The sequence below is a fragment of the Caballeronia sp. ATUFL_F1_KS39 genome (genome assembly GCF_023630985.1).
In the GTDB taxonomy this organism is placed as follows: Bacteria; Pseudomonadota; Gammaproteobacteria; order Burkholderiales; family Burkholderiaceae; genus Caballeronia; species Caballeronia zhejiangensis.
Genome location: NZ_JALQDZ010000035.1, coordinates 169,195 through 185,018 on the forward strand (window position 1 = coordinate 169,195; position 15,824 = coordinate 185,018).

Annotated in this window: 16 protein-coding genes; 4 read left to right on the plus strand and 12 right to left on the minus strand. The window is 63.5% G+C overall.

Annotation, left to right across the window (positions count from 1 at the left end; translation table 11 throughout):
- Positions 1-2: 2 nt before the first annotated feature.
- The 5 genes from bcsA to NCR93_RS15910 form a co-directional block, all read right to left on the minus strand.
- On the minus strand, positions 3-2,219 hold the full coding sequence (bcsA, locus tag NCR93_RS15890) for a UDP-forming cellulose synthase catalytic subunit (protein ID WP_033537141.1): 2,217 nt from the start codon (positions 2,217-2,219) through the stop codon (positions 3-5).
- On the minus strand, positions 2,216-3,004 hold the full coding sequence (bcsQ, locus tag NCR93_RS15895; protein WP_175979200.1) for a cellulose biosynthesis protein BcsQ: 789 nt from the start codon (positions 3,002-3,004) through the stop codon (positions 2,216-2,218). Before bcsQ ends, bcsA begins: the two co-directional genes overlap by 4 nt.
- The gene (gene bcsP, locus NCR93_RS15900; protein ID WP_239295024.1) at positions 3,001-3,735 is read right to left on the minus strand and encodes a cellulose biosynthesis protein BcsP; all 735 of its coding nucleotides are present in this window, start codon (positions 3,733-3,735) and stop codon (positions 3,001-3,003) included. The genes bcsQ and bcsP overlap by 4 nt, the downstream gene beginning before the upstream one ends.
- 122 nt (positions 3,736-3,857) lie before the next feature.
- Entirely contained in the window at positions 3,858-4,313 is a 456-nt protein-coding gene (gene bcsD, locus NCR93_RS15905) for a cellulose biosynthesis protein BcsD (RefSeq protein ID WP_008353636.1), read from the minus strand.
- A gap of 576 nt (positions 4,314-4,889) precedes the next feature.
- Entirely contained in the window at positions 4,890-5,087 is a 198-nt protein-coding gene (locus NCR93_RS15910; RefSeq protein ID WP_008353634.1) for a hypothetical protein, read from the minus strand.
- A gap of 442 nt (positions 5,088-5,529) precedes the next feature.
- On the opposite strand from NCR93_RS15910, the gene NCR93_RS15915 reads away from it, so the two are divergent.
- On the plus strand, positions 5,530-6,144 hold the full coding sequence (locus NCR93_RS15915; protein ID WP_008353633.1) for an NAD(P)-dependent oxidoreductase: 615 nt from the start codon (positions 5,530-5,532) through the stop codon (positions 6,142-6,144).
- Between the two features lie 6 nt (positions 6,145-6,150).
- On the opposite strand, the gene NCR93_RS15920 is transcribed toward NCR93_RS15915, so the two are convergent.
- The 5 genes from NCR93_RS15920 to NCR93_RS15940 form a co-directional block, all read right to left on the minus strand.
- Positions 6,151-6,618 carry a DUF3331 domain-containing protein gene (locus tag NCR93_RS15920; RefSeq protein ID WP_239295023.1) on the minus strand — a complete coding sequence of 156 codons (468 nt, stop codon included), beginning with the start codon at positions 6,616-6,618 and terminating at the stop codon, positions 6,151-6,153.
- A 348-nt stretch (positions 6,619-6,966) separates the two neighbouring features.
- Entirely contained in the window at positions 6,967-7,803 is an 837-nt protein-coding gene (locus tag NCR93_RS15925) for an ABC transporter permease (protein ID WP_008353631.1), read from the minus strand.
- Positions 7,804-7,808: 5 nt separating this feature from the next.
- Positions 7,809-9,080 (minus strand): ABC transporter permease, encoded by a 1,272-nt coding sequence (locus NCR93_RS15930; protein WP_051079071.1) that lies wholly within the window; start codon positions 9,078-9,080, stop codon positions 7,809-7,811.
- A 64-nt stretch (positions 9,081-9,144) separates the two neighbouring features.
- Positions 9,145-10,179, minus strand: coding sequence for an ABC transporter substrate-binding protein (locus NCR93_RS15935; RefSeq protein WP_175979202.1), 1,035 nt, complete (start codon positions 10,177-10,179; stop codon positions 9,145-9,147).
- Positions 10,180-10,235: 56 nt separating this feature from the next.
- Positions 10,236-11,342 (minus strand): ABC transporter ATP-binding protein, encoded by a 1,107-nt coding sequence (locus NCR93_RS15940; RefSeq protein ID WP_008353628.1) that lies wholly within the window; start codon positions 11,340-11,342, stop codon positions 10,236-10,238.
- Between the two features lie 187 nt (positions 11,343-11,529).
- Between NCR93_RS15940 and pdxR the strand changes: the two genes are divergently transcribed.
- Complete coding sequence (gene pdxR, locus NCR93_RS15945) at positions 11,530-13,023, plus strand: MocR-like pyridoxine biosynthesis transcription factor PdxR (protein ID WP_034471872.1); 1,494 nt, start codon at positions 11,530-11,532, stop codon at positions 13,021-13,023.
- 14 nt (positions 13,024-13,037) lie between these two features.
- On the opposite strand, the gene NCR93_RS15950 is transcribed toward pdxR, so the two are convergent.
- Positions 13,038-13,616, minus strand: coding sequence for a TetR/AcrR family transcriptional regulator (locus tag NCR93_RS15950; protein WP_008353626.1), 579 nt, complete (start codon positions 13,614-13,616; stop codon positions 13,038-13,040).
- 98 nt (positions 13,617-13,714) lie between these two features.
- Between NCR93_RS15950 and NCR93_RS15955 the strand changes: the two genes are divergently transcribed.
- Positions 13,715-14,182 (plus strand): nuclear transport factor 2 family protein, encoded by a 468-nt coding sequence (locus tag NCR93_RS15955; protein ID WP_008353625.1) that lies wholly within the window; start codon positions 13,715-13,717, stop codon positions 14,180-14,182.
- A 12-nt stretch (positions 14,183-14,194) separates the two neighbouring features.
- Here the strand turns inward: NCR93_RS15955 and NCR93_RS15960 are convergent, their stop codons facing one another.
- Positions 14,195-15,217 carry a transporter gene (locus tag NCR93_RS15960; protein WP_008353624.1) on the minus strand — a complete coding sequence of 341 codons (1,023 nt, stop codon included), beginning with the start codon at positions 15,215-15,217 and terminating at the stop codon, positions 14,195-14,197.
- Positions 15,218-15,476: 259 nt separating this feature from the next.
- On the opposite strand from NCR93_RS15960, the gene NCR93_RS15965 reads away from it, so the two are divergent.
- A complete protein-coding gene (locus NCR93_RS15965) occupies positions 15,477-15,821 on the plus strand; it encodes a hypothetical protein (protein WP_033537148.1) in 345 nt (114 codons plus the stop codon).
- Positions 15,822-15,824 lie beyond the last annotated feature (3 nt).

Genomic DNA, 15,824 nt, shown 5'->3' on the forward strand with positions numbered 1-15,824 from the left:
TTTTATTGGTCTTTGGTTTTCAGCTTCTTCACATCGACCGGGCGCTTGTTCATCCAGGTTCGAAGGTCGCTGTACAAGTGCTCGAACAGTCCCGCGATGCCGCGCGTGCCGACGAGCAGCACATGCGACAGGCCGCGCAACGGCGTGTCCGGACGGCGTCCCTCCGACCATCCGGTCCAGGCGTCCGCGCGCGCGAAAGTGGTCTTCACGAAGTCGTATTCCTGCTCGCGCGTGAGTTGCGAGAAGCGCAGGCCGACGCGCCCCGGCTCCGTATAGCCGACCGTCGCCGGAAACGCGTATTCCTCGTCGCCGCGAAAGAGCGAGACGGTGACGCGCTCGTGCATCGGCACTTCGATCTTGCTCGGCAACGCGACGCCGACGCCGCCTTCCGAATAATCGATGGTCTCGCAGGCGAGCGTGCGGCCGGTCGAGAACTTGAGCATGACGGGCATTTTCATCGTGACGCGATGCGTCGCGCGGACCTGCTTGCGCTCGCTCGCCGCCGCCACCGATGCGCCGAGAATCAGCATGTTGTAGACCGTCCAGCAGAGGTTGAGGATGGTCGTGTTCACTTCGCTGCGCACGTGCCAGTTGATGGCGATATGCACGATGCCCGCGACGAAGCCGAGCAGATTGAGGAGCAGCAGGAACAGATACGGCCGCGAGATGGACCAGTCGAAGTAATCCTTCGCGATCTGCCCGCCCTTGGCCGTCACGTTGAACTTGCCGAGCTTCGGGTTGATGACGGCGAGCAGCGTCGGCGCGGTGATGTACGACGCGAGCACCGATTCGTACACTTCGGCCCAGAACGAATGGCGGAAGCTGCGCTGCATGCGCGAATTGGTGATGCTCGCGTGCATCATGTGCGGCAGCGCGAAGATCGCGATGGTGCTCGCCGCCGCTTCGATCACATGCGCGCCGAAGAACAGATACGACAGCGGCGCGGTAAGAAACACGAGACGCGGCACGCCGTAGAAGAAGTGCAGCATGCCGTTGAGATAACACAGCCGCTGGCCGATCTTGAGGCCCTTGCCGGTAAGCGGATTGTCGATGCGGAAGATCTGCGTCATGCCGCGCGCCCAGCGGATGCGCTGCCCGATATGCCCTGAAAGACTTTCCGTGGCAAGACCCGCGGCCTGCGGAATCGCGAGGTACGCGGTCGTATAGCCGAGCCGATGCAGCTTGAGCGCCGTATGCGCGTCTTCGGTCACGGTCTCGACCGCGATGCCGCCGATCTCCTCGACCATCGAACGGCGCAGCACGGCGCAGGAGCCGCAAAAGAAGGTCGCGTTCCAGAGATCGTTGCCGTCCTGCACGAGACCGTAGAACAGTTCGCCTTCGTTCGGCACCTTGCGGAACGTGCCGAGATTGCGTTCGAACGGATCGGGCGAGAAGAAATGGTGCGGCGTCTGCAGCATCGACAGCAGCTTGTCGCGCAGGAACCAGCCGAGGCAGATTTGCAGGAAGGAGCGCGTCGGGATGTGATCGCAATCGAAGATCGCGAGGAATTCGCCCTTCGTGATCTTGAGCGCCTCGTTGATGTTGCCCGCCTTCGCGTGACGGTTATGCGTGCGGATCGTCCAGTTGACGCCCACTTCCTCGCAGAACGTCTTGAATTCGGGGCGACGGCCGTCGTCGAGTACGTGGATCGCGAGCTTGTCCGACGGATAGTCGAGCGCGAGCGCCGCGTAGATCGTCGGCTTCACGACGGAAAGCGGCTCGTTGTACGTCGGGATGAATACGTCGACGGTCGGCCACTGGCTGCGGTCGGCCGGCAGCGGCAAGGGCTTTCTCTTCAGCGGCCACGCGGTCTGGAAGTAGCCGAGCATGAGCACGAGGGTCGCGTAGACTTCGGCGGCGACGAGCAACATGCCCCACGCGGCGTCGAGCGGACGTTCCCAGTAAGTCGTTTCCGTGAGCCGCCAGAACATGTAGCGGCCCGACGCGACGATCGACAGCATGATCATCACGAGCGTCGCGTACTGGCCTTGCAGGCGGCGAAAGCCGAGCGCGCAGACGAAGCAGATCGTCGCGAACGCGAGTTGCTGGCCGAACGCGAGCGGCACCGTGACGACGAAGTAAAGCGCGAACGCGGCGAAGAGCGTGAGCAGGATCACGACGATCCGGCTGCTCCAGATGCCTGCATCGACGAAACGTTCGAGGCGCGAGGTCGCGACGCTCACTTCGGTCTCGGGCGACGGGATCTTGGCGGAACTCATGCGAGCTTCCTCGGCGAAGCGGCCATCGCATCGACGGCCGAGAGGAGCCACTCGCCGCACGCGCGCAAATCGGCGGCGGCTTGCGACAGCGGATCGTAGTGGATGAGCGTCGTGTCGCACGCGAGCGATTCGGAGACGCCTTCGTCCTGATGGATGACGCCCGGAAACAGCTTCGTGCCGAGCATGTTGCGCAGCACCTTCAGCACGTCCTTGCTCAATTGACGCGACTGATCGACCTGATTCACGACGTAGCCCTGACCCGCGAAATCGGCGCGCGGCGCAGCGTAGGCGTCGATCATGCGCTCCATGCCGGGGATCGCGGCGTAGGACGCGGCATCGGCCAGCACGACGTTCAGCGCGAAGTTCGCCGCCGTGAGCGCGGTGCGCGTGTAGACGGACGAGCCCGGCGGCGTATCGACGATCACGATGTCGTTGGCGTCGAGCGCGAGCGAACCGAGCGCATGCGCGAGCCACGCCGGATCGCTATCGACGAGCGCCTCGAAGCGGCGGCGGTCGTCTTCGGTCACCGCGCCGTAAGGCAGCACGGTCACGCCGTCGACGCCATCGAACATCACCGTCTGCCAGGGATCGCGGCTGAGCGTCGCGCGCGAGATGCCGTCGATGCTGTCGAGCGGAATGCCGAAGTGCAGGCGCAGCGCGTTCTGCGGATCGAGATCGAGCACGATCACGCGACGATTGCGCGCGGCGAGCACCGACGCCAGATTGGCGGCGAGCGTCGTCTTCCCGACACCGCCTTTCGCGGAAACTACCGTGATGACTTTCATGAGCGTGAGAGGCGGCTCGCGCGAGCGTGCGTGTTCGTGGATTCGTCGCCCTGCGGACGGGCGTGGCGCAGGCGCTCGAACATGGCGTCGAGCGAGTTCGCGGACGCGCTCGGCGCGCTCTGCGTTTGCGGCTTGAAGAGCTTGCCGAGGATCGATTGCGGCGCGGCGGGCGCAGCGGCTGTCACCGGCGCAACTTGCGCAGGCGTGCGGCGCGCCGCGAAGTCCGTTCCGAACGAGGCGGCGGGGCGCGCGAGTTCAGTAGCGTTCGATTCGACCGGCGGGACCATTGTATGAACCGGAGCTGCGTTCGTCTTGGACACGGTCGCCGAATCTGGAATCGTTTCCGTTTGCGCCGGCGCCGATTCGCCGAGCACCGAAAAGCGCAGCGCGCTCAACGACTCCGCCGCCGGCGGATTGACGGCCGGAATCGTGCGGCGATGCGGCCGCGTGAAGAGAGGCTGCCTGCCGCGATGGATCGGCGTCGGCTTGTCGGCATGGTGAGCGGCGGGCGGGGCGGCGGCTTCGTCCGGGCGCGCCCGCGCGGCGTTCGGCTGCACGTCGTGGCGCGGCGCGATCTCCGGAATCGCCGGCTGCGCGAAGTCGAGCGTGGCAAGCAGCGGCCAGCGGGTGCGGGCCGTCGTGGCCTCCTTCTCCCGGCCGATTTCCTGATAGTCGCCTGCATTGCCGCCGAAATGATCGAAGAGCTTCTCGATATCGCGCGAAGTATTCATGATGCCGCTTCCTCGTCGTGCCTGTTCTTGATGCCTGGCCGGTGCTGCCTGTTTTTAGCCGCCCGTTCGGGGCGGTCGATGCCGCCGCGTCGAGGCGGCGGTCGCAATGTGCTGAAGATGCTTCAGGCCGCGACGCGCGCGAGCCTGAATTCGATGGCCGCGTCGTCGCCGAAGTCGCTAGCCTGACGGATCGCGAGTCCTTGTGCGCCGAGCCCGGCGAGCCATCGCTGATAGGCGCCTTCGAGGAACGCGGGCGTCCATGCGAGCGCGCTTTCGCCGAAGGCGGGCAGCGGCGCGCAGAAATGCACGATGCTCAGATAGTCGCGCTCGTCGGAGAGCTCGACGAAGCCCCAGTCGGTGTCGTGCCACAGCGCGTTGAGCGCGTCGGCGAGCGCCGACGTGGAATCGCAGGGCGGCAGCGGCCGGGCTTCGGCGAAGCGGCTGCCGACGTTGTGCATCAGTTGACGCAGTTCGTTGCGCCCGATCTGCGCTTCGAACTCCTCCGCGAGCGCTGCCAAAAGGCCGCGCCATTGTCTGGAAATCTGACTGTCCAACAGATAATCGAAAATAGCGGCCATGTTTTGTTCGGCAGGGCGTGAGCCGCCGCGCGTGGTTGATCGGTCCTGCAGACTTGTTTGCGTTCTCGCGGGGGACTGCCGAACCGCGACGATGGATCCGGACGTTTGTCCAGGCGCTATGACACGTCTGAACTTACTTCAATGCAGTTGTTTTCGCCAGTAGAAACACTAGCAGAGGATTTTTTGTCGGATCGGGCGATCAGGACGCAGCAGACGACCCAATTCGGGCGTTCGGCCCTCGCGAGGATGGACGAAATATCGACAGACGCGCGCTATTCCGAAGTCGGATTCGGGCTCGCCCGCAACGGCGGCGGAAGTGTACCATCTCGTTAATGAGCAAAATCAGAGCGTTGGCTCTGAATCACACCGATTGACTTTTCGCGAAAACGACGCAGCCACGGCGTGAACTAAGCCATTGTTTTGTCTGATTAAACGGCCTAAACGCAATCGGACGCGTTGCGGGGCATTTATCTCCCGCAGGCAACGGCCGACAGGCAATCGAAACGCCGCTTCACGGGTGTCGCAAGGCCAAAAAAAACGCCCCGAATGGGGCGTTTCGTATGACGTTTCGAACGTTCAGGGATTCGCGCGTACGGCGTCCCTGACTGCGTCCATCACAATGCCGTAATTGAGCGGGATGTCCAGCGAATCGGAGTAGCCGGGTTCGTCGGCGGACTCCTTGGGGACAGCGTGAACCGGAATCGGTTCGTAGGCGGTTTCGCCTGCCGGATTGTCGCGTCCTTCGATGGCACCCTGCAATTGCGGATTCTTCACGGTTAACTCCTTCCGGTAATGGAGCGGCGAGGAACTGCAATATAAACCAATGTCATGACATTTTGGCGACTTCGATTTGGAAACTCGCTCCGAAACTGCTGCGGGCGGCGCGCCGGTAATCGCCGCTGTCGCGCATCTCGAAAGAGTGCGGGGCCTCTAGTTTAATGGTGCGGCGCGCCTCCGAAAGCGCCGTTTCATTATGACGATCGCATGCCGATATTGCGCCCGCCTCGCGAATTCGGCCCGGAAATTGCATGAGTCCATGTTTATCAGGTAAGTTTTTAATCATCGCCGCACGCTATTCGATTCTACGAATCGGTATTCTCCGGAAACAAACTCCATCGAAAGCGTCGGCTGTGGCGCCGGTTATTTCGCTCTATCATCAACCGCGCGGTCGGATCACGCCGGCGCGCCTGCCGCACATGCAAAGGAGAAAGTGGCAATGAGCAGAATCGCGATCATCGGGGCGACGGGCAATGTCGGCAGCCGTCTGGTGGAAGAATCGTTGCGCCGCGGACACACGGTCACGGCGATCGCGCGCGATACGTCCGGGCTCGCGCAGCGCGACGGCCTCACTCCGCTGAACGTCGATGCCCTCGATGCCGACGCGCTCGCCGCCGCGCTCGCCGGACACGACGCCGTGTTCAGCGCGACGCGCTTCGCCACGGTCTCCGAGCCGGCCATCGTGGAGCCGGTGAAGCGGGCGGGCGTGCGGCGCCTGCTGGTCGTGGGCGGCGCGGGCAGCCTGTACGCGGCGCCCGGCCAGCGCGTGCTCGATTTGCCCGATTTCCCCCCGGCGTACAAACCGGAAGCTACGGCGGGCGCGGCATTTCTCGACGCGTTGCGGCGCGAACGCGACGTCGACTGGACGTTCATCTCGCCGTCGGCGGAATTCGTACCGGGTCCGCGGACGCAGAAATTCCGGCTCGGCGTCGACGAATTGCTCGTCGACGGCAGCGGCCGTAGCTGGATTTCGTTCGATGATTACGCGATCGCGTTTCTGAACGAGTTCGAACGCGAATCGCACATCAAACAGCGCATCACCATCGGATATTGAACGCTGTCAGCCGTGCAAATCGACTTCCATTTGCTCGGCGTCTTTGGGCATCGCGGCGGCCAGAATCATCGCGGATGCGTTTTGCGGCTTCGGATCGCGCTGCGACGGCCGATAAACCTGATCCCCGCGATGAATCGGCATTCCCGATAGCGAGCACACGCCTTCGGCCGTCGCCGTGGTTGCGCGCCAGCCCTGATAGCCGTAGTGGCACGTACCGGGATCGGACCAGTACACGAGCGCCGTCGCGCTGCTCGGGCGCTCGATCACGCGCACGATGGCTTGCGGAAACGGCAGCCGATCATTCGAATGATGCGGATGCGTGCGATTCCAGTCGCGCGTCAGGCGTTCGAGAAACGCGCTCTCCGCGCGGGCGGATTTCTGGGAAGGTGCGGTGCGGGCGATATCCGTGGGCATCGCCTCGAGCAGGTGAACCGTCTGTGACCACGGGTCCGCTCTTTTCGTAAAAGCTGTCATGGCATTGTTCCAAGCTTTGACTCGACCTAGAACGTACGTCATTAAGCATATTCCGATAAATACCGCATCAGTGAATACACTATCCCGTTGCTGCGAATAATCGGGCGGCAACACAAGCGACCCTTCGTCGCGCCTTGGTGGACGGGCGTTTAAGCGATTCGTAAGCTCGCTCGCGGGCCGGTGCAGACCGAAAAATCGATCGGAATCGCCCTCGCTCGCGAGGGTTTTGCGCGATTTGTACGGCAAGCGCACCTGGCGCGGATGCGAGAGCGACAGCGAGGCCCCGATCGGAGCCTCGCGGGATGGGCCCTTCGCATAGTCCGCGATGCGCGTCGCGGACCGGCCAATTTACGCGACGGCGCGCGCCGCCGCGCGGCCTCGCAGCCACTCCAACGCGAGCAGCAGGCTCGTCGAGAACACGATGAGAATCGTTGCGAGCGCCGCTATCGTCGGGCTGATATTTTCGCGGATGCCGGTGAACATCTGCCGTGGCAGCGTCGTCTGGTCGGCGCCGGCGAGAAAGAGCGTGACCACGACTTCGTCGAACGAAGTGGCGAACGCGAACAGCGCGCCCGAAATCACGCCCGGCGCGATGACCGGCAGCGTCACGCGGAAGAACGTCTTGAGCGGGCTCGCGCCGAGCGACTGACTCGCGCGCACGAGATTGTGGTTGAAGTTCTGCAACGTCGCGCCGACGGTCGTCACGACGAAGGGCACGCCGAGCGCCGCGTGCGCCAGAATCAGCCCGAAATACGTGTTCGCGATGCCGAGCGGTGCAAAAAACAGATACATGCCGACGCCGACGACGATCACCGGCACGATCATCGGCGAGATGAGCACGGCCATCAGCACGCTCTTGCCGATGAAATTCGCCTTCGTCAGTCCGACCGCGGCGAGCGTGCCGAGGATCGTCGCGACGAGCGTTGCCGAAGGTGCAACGATGAAGCTGTTCTTCGCCGCCATGCGCCATTCCTGCGACATGACGAGGTTGTGATACCAGCGCATCGACCAGCCGGGAATCGGATAGACGAGGAACGTGCTCGACGAGAACGACAGCGGCACGATTGCGAGCACAGGCAGGATCAGATACAGGAGCGTCAGCACGCACAGGATGCGCAGCGCGAAATACCAGATGCGCTCGATCGCGGACGTGTGCGGCGCGAACATCGGTTTGGCGAGTTTCATCTTCTTTACCCCAGGCTCACGTTCGCGCGCGTGAAGCGGCCGTAGACCACGTAGAGCAGCAGCGTCGCGGCGAGCAGCAGCGCGCCGAGCGCGCACGCCATGCCCCAGTTGATCGTCACGTTGGTGAAGTAGGCGATGTAATAGCTGACCATCTGATCGTTCGGCCCGCCGAGGAGCGCCGGCGTGATGTAATACCCGATGGCGAGAATGAACACGAGCAGCACGCCCGCGCCGATGCCCGGATACGTCTGCGGCACGTACACGCGCCAGAACGCGGCGAACGGATGACTGCCGAGCGACACGGCCGCGCGCTGATACGTCGGCGGCACGGATTTCATGACGCTGTAGAGCGGCAGGATCATGAACGGCAGCAGGATATGCGTCATCGAGATATACACGCCGACACGATTGAACAGCAGCGCGAGCGGCGAGCCGATCAGTCCCGCGCCGATCAGCGCCGTGTTCACGAGGCCCTCGCTTTGCAGCAGCACGATCCACGCGGCGACACGCACCAGTACCGACGTCCAGAACGGGATCAGCACGAGCACCATCACGAGGTTGGCGCGGCGCTCGGGCAGCGTCGAAATCCAGTACGCGAGCGGATAGCCGAGCAGCAAGGCAAACAGCGTCACGCCGACGCCGATCACGAACGTGCGGCCGAATACGTTCAGATAGATCGATTGATCCGGGTCCGCATGGACGATATTGCCGAAGCCGTCCTGCTTGTGATCCAGCGACGCGAGGACATAGAACGGCGAATAGCGGCCGGCGTTCTTCGCGATCGCCTGCCAATAGGCGGGATCGTTCCAGCGCTCGTCGAGTTCGACGATCTTCGACTTGATCTGCGCGGCGGGCAGTGGCTTGCCGTCGTCGCCGGTGAGCGGCATCGCGCGCGCGGTCTTCGCGACGAGCGAGCGGTAGCCCGGAATCTCGGTGTTCAGCCGGCGGGCGAGGGCGCCCATCGATTCGCCTTCGGAAATCGCGGTCAAATCCTGCGCGAGCGCGGCATACGCTTCATCCGATGGCGGCGTCTTGCGGTCCCATTTCGCGAGCGCGGCGCCGGTGTGCGGCAGCGCATTGGCCACTTCGGGATTTTCGATGGCGCGTGTGAGCAGCGCGCCGATCGGCACGACGAAAATCAGAAACAGGAAGATGGCGAGCGGCGCGATCAGCGCGAGCGCCATCGCGCGCTTTTTCGCATCGGCGATCTTCAGTTCGCGCTTCAGACGCGCGCTCGATTCGCGCGATTCTTCCGCGGGGATCGTCATGGTGTTCACGCTTGTGTCTCCTTCTTGACGGTCGCGCCTCCTGGCGACGCGCGACCGTCGCGCCAGCCAGTGCTTACTTCGACGCCCACGCGGTAAAGCGCTGCTCGAGCTCGTCCCCGTGATCGGTCCAGAACGCCATGTCCTGCAGCACGGCGTTCTTCGCGTTCTCAGGCGAGTTCGGCATGTCGGCCTTGGTCTTCGCGTCGAGCGCGGCGATCGCGGCCTTGTTCACCGGGCCGTACGCGATGTTCTTCGCATAGATTTCCTGCGGCTTCTGCGACACCGAATACGCGATGAACTGCTGCGCGACGTCCTTGTTCGGCGAGCCCTTCGGAATCGCCCAGTAGTCGAGGTCGTAGATGCTGCCGTTCCAGACGACCTTCAGGTTCTTGCCTTCCTTGCGCGCAGCGTCGATACGGCCGTTGTACGCGGTGGACATCACGACATCGCCCGCGACGAGGAATTGCGGCGGCTGCGCGCCCGCTTCCCACCACTGAATCGACGGCTTGAGTTCGTCGAGCTTCTTGAATGCGCGATCCGCGCCCGCCTTGGTGCCGAGCACCTTGTAGACGTCCTTCGGCGCGACGCCGTCGGCCATCAGCGCGAATTCGAGGTTGTAGCGCGCGCCCTTGCGCATGCCACGCTTGCCGGGGAATTTCTTCGTGTCCCAGAAGTCCGCCCAGCCGGCCGGAGCGGTCTTCAGCTTGTCGCCGTTGTAGGCGAGCGCGGTGGACCACACGAAGAAGCCGACGCCGCAGGTTTGCGGCGATTCGGGCACGAGATCGGATTTCTTCGCGATCTTCGACCAGTCGAGCTTTTCATAGAGACCTTCGTCGCAGCCGCGGCCGAGATCGCCGGATTCCACTTCGACGACGTCCCAGTTGACGTGCTTCGCTTCGACCATCGCCTTGACCTTGGCCTGCTCGCCGTTGTATTCGACGGCCGTGACCTTGTTCTTAGACGACTGCTCGAAGGGCTGGTTGAACGCGACTTTCTGCGCGTCGCCGTTCGCGCCGCCGAAGTTGACGACGGTGATTTCCGCCGCGCCCGACACTGCCGACGCGCATCCAAGCGCCGCCGCCATGGAACACAAAGCGAACTTCTTCATGATGGTTTCCTCTCTTCTTCGACTTGGTTTTGTCAGTGGACCTACGGTTGGGAAGTTCAGGCGAACACGCGCAGATGCTCGGGCGCGAATTCGAGCGCGACGGGCGCGCCGGGCGTGAAGCCGTCGAGCGCGGGCGTGCCGAGCGGCACCTTGACGAAGCATTCGTCCTGTTCGCGCACGCCGCAGCGCATGCGAACGTGGTCGCCGAAATAGATGAGGCTTTTCGCTTCGCCGGACAGCGCGTTGATGTTGCCGTTCGCATGGCCGTTGCCTTGCGTGAGATCCGTGAGCTTCATGCGTTCGGGCCGGATGCACGCAATCGCTTCCGCGCCGGGCTTCGCGTTCGCGACATTGAGCCCGGACACGCGCGTGCCGTCGGCTAAACGGATCTCGCAGAACTCGCCCTGAATCTGTTCGATGGTCCCGCGCAGCCGGTTACTGTCGCCGATGAAGTTCGCGACGAACTCGTTGCACGGCGCTTCATACAGATGATCGACGGTGTCGAGCTGCTGCACGATGCCCTTGTCGAATACGGCGACGCGGTCGGACATGGTGAGCGCTTCGCCCTGATCGTGCGTGACGTAGACGAACGTGACGCCGAGCTTCTCGTGCAGCGCCTTGAGTTCGATCTGCATGTGCTCGCGCAACTGCTTGTCGAGCGCGCCGAGGGGTTCGTCCATCAGCACGAGCTTGGGTTCGAACACGAGCGCGCGGGCGAGCGCGATACGCTGCTGCTGCCCGCCGGAAAGCTGCGCCGGATAACGCTTCGCGAAGCTCTCCATGCGAACCATCTTGAGCGCGTTGTTCACGCGATGCGCGCGCTCTTCGGCGGACATCTTCCGAACGGTCAGCGGATATTCGACGTTCTGCTGCACCGAAAGATGCGGAAAGAGCGCGTAGTTCTGAAACACCATGCCGATGTCGCGCTTGTGCGGCGGCACTTTGTTGAGCAACTTGCCGTCGAGCCAGATCTCGCCGCCGGTCGGGAACTCGAAGCCGGCGAGCATCATGAGACAGGTCGTCTTGCCCGAGCCGGATGGCCCGAGCAGCGTGAGAAATTCGCCCTGATAGATGTCGAGATCGAGCGATTTGACGACGAGCGTTTCGCCGTCGTACGTCTTTCGAACGCCGCGAAAACTGACGATCACCTGATCGGATTTCATCTGTCCGTGTCTCCTTCGGAAAAACCCTGTGCTTACTGCCGGACGGCTGCCGACGTGCGGAAATTATTTCCACTACCTGCGATAACTATAGCCCGCCACGGTTCTACAATGTGGAGCCATTTCAATATTCAAAATAGAACCACTTGAGGGTGACCGGAATAGTGGTTTTCATGCGATGGGAGATACCGTGGATACGATCATCCTGGCCGACTGGCTGAGCGCGCGGCTCGATCGCACGGCCGCCGAGCCGATGTACCGGCAAGTGCTCGAACTGATGCAGCAGGCCATTCTCACGAGCCAGCTCGCGCCGGGCACGAAGTTGCCGAGTTCGCGCACGCTCGCGATCGATCTCGGCATCGCGCGCAATACCGTCCTGCATGTCTACGATCAGCTCACGGCCGAAGGCTATGTGAATTCGACGACCGGCAGCGGCACGTATGTCGCCGACACCGCGCCGCGCGATGGCGTCGCGAAGAAAGCGAAAGCCGAGGAAACGAAGGCGTCGTGCACGATCTCGCGGCGCGGCGAGCGCCTGATCGCGCAGGCGGGCGTGTCGCCGAAACAGTGGGGCGCGTTCATGCCCGGCGTGCCGGACGTCGCCGAGTTTCCGGCACGCACATGGAGCCGCTTGCAGGCGCGTCTATGGAAGCGCGCGAACCCCGATCTGCTGACGTATGCGCCGGGCGGCGGCTATCGTCCGCTGCGGCGCGCGTTGTCGGATTATCTGCGCGTCGCGCGCTCCGTGAAGTGTCAGCCGGACCAGATCATCATCACGACCGGCATTCATCAGTCGATCGATCTCGCCGTGCGCCTGCTCACCGATTTCGGCGATCGCGCGTGGGTCGAGGAGCCGTGCTACTGGGGCGCGCGCAGCGTGCTGCAATCGTCGGGGCTGACGCTCGTGCCGATTCCCGTCGACGAGGAAGGGCTCAATCCGGCCGCGCGCGACATGACCGAGCCGCCGCGGATCGCGCTCGTGACGCCGTCGCATCAATATCCGCTCGGCATGGTGATGAGTCTCGCGCGGCGTCGCGCGCTGCTCGAGTTCGCGCGCCAGCACAAGGTGTGGATCATCGAGGACGATTACGACAGCGAGTTCCGCTACGGCAGCCGGCCGCTTTCGTCGTTGCAGGGACTCGACGACGCGGGGCAGGTGATCTATGTCGGCAGTCTCGGCAAGATGCTTTATCCCGGCTTGCGCATGGGTTACATGGTCGTGCCGGAGGAGCTTGTCGAAACGTTTCGCATCGGCGTGGCGGAACTGTATCGCGAAGGGCAACTGATGCAGCAGGCGGTGCTGACCGAGTTCATTCTCGACGGGCACCTGACGTCGCATGTGCGGCGCATGCGCGGACTGTACGGCGAGCGTCGCGAATTGCTGATCAACGCGATCCGCGCGCGTTTCGGCGATACGCTCGCCGTGCGCGGCGACGAAGCCGGACTGCATTTCGTGCTCGAACTGCCGCAGTTCGTCGACGATCGCGCGGTCGCCGCCGATGCGCTGGCGGCCGGCGTCGTCACGCGCCCACTGGTCAATTACTTCATGAACCGCGACGAGGCGTTGCGCGGTTTGATGCTTGGCTACGCGTGCGTGCCGAATCATGACATCGCGCCGAATTTCGCGAAGCTCGCCGATGTGATCGAGCACGCAATGGCGCCCATGCAGGTCGCGCAGGCATGAAGCCGTTCATCGCGCTACTCGGCTGCGCCGCGCCGGACCGCGCGAACGACGCGTGCGAGCGCCTTCAATGCATCGGCGGGCGAATCGGCGAATTGCGCGGCGACGATCGCGCCATCCACGGCGAGCGCGAGCGCTTGTGCATCGGCTTTGGCGGTGCGCGAAGCCGGCATCAGCGCGCGGATCGCCGCGGTCATGTCACGCTTGTGGCGACGTGAAATATCGATGGCCTGCGGCAGCGTCGCGCCGACTTCGACGACCGAATTGATGAACGCGCAGCCACGATAATTCTCGCTGCCGAACCATTCGGCGAGCGCGGGCACGAGCGCGTTGAGCGTTCCGCCGTGGCGAGCGAGCGCGTCGCGGAACCATGCCATCCAGTTATCGTGACGAAACGTGAGGAACGCGACGATCAGATCGTCCTTGCTCGGGAAATAGCGATAGAACGTCTTCTTCGCGACGCCCGATTCGGCGATCACGCGATCGATGCCCGTTGCGCGAATGCCATCGCGATAGAAGAGATCGTGCGCGGTGTACAGGATGCGCGCGTCCGGCGCGAGCTCGGAGAAATCGCTGGAGATTGCGGAAGTATTCATGCAATCGATTGTAGACAGGTTCGTCTACCTGCGCTAGAGTGCGTCGGGTAGACAGACCTGTCTACTCATCTCATCGCTTAGAGCAAAGAGGACTCGCCATGGAATCCAAGCCGCCGTTTCCGCCGTTCGATGAAGCATCCGCCAAGCTGAAAGTCCGTCTCGCCGAAGACGGCTGGAACACGCGCGATCCGGAGCGCGTATCGCTCGCGTATAGCGTGGACACGCGCTGGCGCAATCGCGCCGAATTCGCGAACGGGCGTGAGGAAGTCGTCGCGTTTCTGCGTCGCAAATGGGCGCGCGAACTCGACTATCGGCTTATCAAGGAATTGTGGGCGTACACGGGCAATCGCATCGCGGTGCGTTTCGCGTACGAATGGCACGACGACGCGAACAACTGGTATCGCAGCTACGGCAATGAAAACTGGGAATTCAACGAAGCGGGATTGATGACGCACCGTCACGCCTCGATCAACGATCTGCCGATCAAGGAAGCGGACCGCAAATATCATTGGCCGCTCGGTCGCCGGCCCGACGATCATCCGGGCCTGAGCGACCTGGGCTTCTGACTTCGGGGCCGGCTACATATCGCGTCGTCGCCGGAACGCCCACCATCCGGCGAGCGCGGTGAAGGTCGCGACGATCGCCACGAGCAGCCAGAAGCCGTGGTGATTTTCCGCGAGCGGAATGCCGCCGACGTTCATGCCGAAGAAACCCGCGACGATATTGATCGGCAGCGCGAGCACGGTCACGAGCGTCAGCGTGAAGAGCGTGCGGTTGCTTTGTTCGTCCATGCGCGTCGCGACTTCTTCCTGCAGGAGCTTGATGCGCTCGACGAGCCCGGCGAGATCGTTGAGCACGAGCGAGAACTCTTCGGTCGCGTCGCGAAGGTCCTGAATGTCCTGCGAATGCAGCCAGCGCGGCGGCCGCGCGAGCAGCCGGAACACGGAGCCGGGTTCGGGCGCGAGCAGGCGCTGCAGCCGGACGAGCACGCGCCGCAGTCCGCCGAGATCGGTGCGGGTCGCGGCGCCGCGCATCGACAGGAAACGGTCTTCGATGCCGTCGACCTCGACGCTCGTGCGCCGCACGATATGCACGAGCAGATCCGCCTGATCGCGCAACAGATGCGCGAGCAACTCGGCGGGCGAACGGAAAATTTCGCCGCGTCTAACCGACTCGCGCAGCGAATCGACCGATCGCAAGGGCTTGAGCCGCGCCGTCACGATCAGCTTCTGATGCGTGTAGACCCACAGCGTCGCGATCTCCGAGGGCGTCAGCTCGAAGTTGAACATCACATCGTTGATGACGGCGAGGAGCGCGCCTTCCTGATGCTCGATGCGCGTCGAATGCGAGCCTTCGTTGAGCGTGTCGAAGAACGCGTCGGGCAGGCCGAGGCGGCCGCGCATCCACCGTTCGCACGAACTGTTCGCGAGATCGAAGTGCAGCCAGACGAATTCCTTGGGCGTGTCGTCGCGGGCGAGCCATTCGCTTGCGGCTTCGGCATCGATCGGCACGCCGGGCAGATCGGCATGAAATCGGAAACCGCAGACGAGGCCGGAAAAGTCGGAGCCGTAAGGCGGTCTTTGCAGGGTAGCGGGATTCATGCGGGCGTTCGGTTACATTCTGAGTATGTCGGCGTGTCGGCGGATGACGCGGCCCCGACGCTTCTGGCATGCGCGTCGCCACGCGCTAGTGTGCCATCGGTCGCGCCCCGGATCGCGATCGTATCGCGTGAACGCGAGCGAAACGATGGCCACGAACGCGGTGCGCCGTGCAAATATGACTGTCATTTTGTCGGCGTATCATCGCGCCACGCAAGACGGGCGCACGCGAGGCGCCGCGCGCGAAACTGGGGAGAAGGCAGTGGAAGACCATGACGACATGGACGGGGCGACGCAAACCACCGCGAACGGGCTGGTTCGCCTGGCGTCGGTGATTGCGGGACTGGCGCGCGAAGGCGCGATTGATACCCGCTTCGGCGCGAAGCTCCTCAAGCGGCTCGACAAGGAAGCGCGGCGCGTATCCGAACCCGGCGGCGCGCCGCTCGACGAGACGGAGCAGTCCGCGCTGTTCGGGGCGCTCGGAGAACTGGATGTCGCGTTGCGCCAGCGCGACGCGGCATCGCTCGTCGAGGCGAATGCGCGGCTGCGCGAGAGCGAAAGCGCGTCGGGAAAGCGTCGCAAAAGCCGGAAGAGCGGCGACGCCTGAGCT

What these genes read in the sequence shown, in the direction of transcription:
- bcsA (WP_033537141.1), bottom strand. Translation starts at nt 2,219, where the DNA reads ATGAGTTCCGCCAAGATCCCGTCGCCCGAGACCGAAGTGAGCGTCGCG.
- bcsQ (WP_175979200.1), bottom strand. Translation starts at nt 3,004, where the DNA reads ATGAAAGTCATCACGGTAGTTTCCGCGAAAGGCGGTGTCGGGAAGACG.
- bcsP (WP_239295024.1), bottom strand. Translation starts at nt 3,735, where the DNA reads ATGAATACTTCGCGCGATATCGAGAAGCTCTTCGATCATTTCGGCGGC.
- bcsD (WP_008353636.1), bottom strand. Translation starts at nt 4,313, where the DNA reads ATGGCCGCTATTTTCGATTATCTGTTGGACAGTCAGATTTCCAGACAA.
- NCR93_RS15915 (WP_008353633.1), top strand. Translation starts at nt 5,530, where the DNA reads ATGAGCAGAATCGCGATCATCGGGGCGACGGGCAATGTCGGCAGCCGT.
- NCR93_RS15920 (WP_239295023.1), bottom strand. Translation starts at nt 6,618, where the DNA reads ATGACAGCTTTTACGAAAAGAGCGGACCCGTGGTCACAGACGGTTCAC.
- NCR93_RS15925 (WP_008353631.1), bottom strand. Translation starts at nt 7,803, where the DNA reads ATGAAACTCGCCAAACCGATGTTCGCGCCGCACACGTCCGCGATCGAG.
- NCR93_RS15935 (WP_175979202.1), bottom strand. Translation starts at nt 10,179, where the DNA reads ATGAAGAAGTTCGCTTTGTGTTCCATGGCGGCGGCGCTTGGATGCGCG.
- NCR93_RS15940 (WP_008353628.1), bottom strand. Translation starts at nt 11,342, where the DNA reads ATGAAATCCGATCAGGTGATCGTCAGTTTTCGCGGCGTTCGAAAGACG.
- NCR93_RS15950 (WP_008353626.1), bottom strand. Translation starts at nt 13,616, where the DNA reads ATGAATACTTCCGCAATCTCCAGCGATTTCTCCGAGCTCGCGCCGGAC.
- NCR93_RS15955 (WP_008353625.1), top strand. Translation starts at nt 13,715, where the DNA reads ATGGAATCCAAGCCGCCGTTTCCGCCGTTCGATGAAGCATCCGCCAAG.
- NCR93_RS15960 (WP_008353624.1), bottom strand. Translation starts at nt 15,217, where the DNA reads ATGAATCCCGCTACCCTGCAAAGACCGCCTTACGGCTCCGACTTTTCC.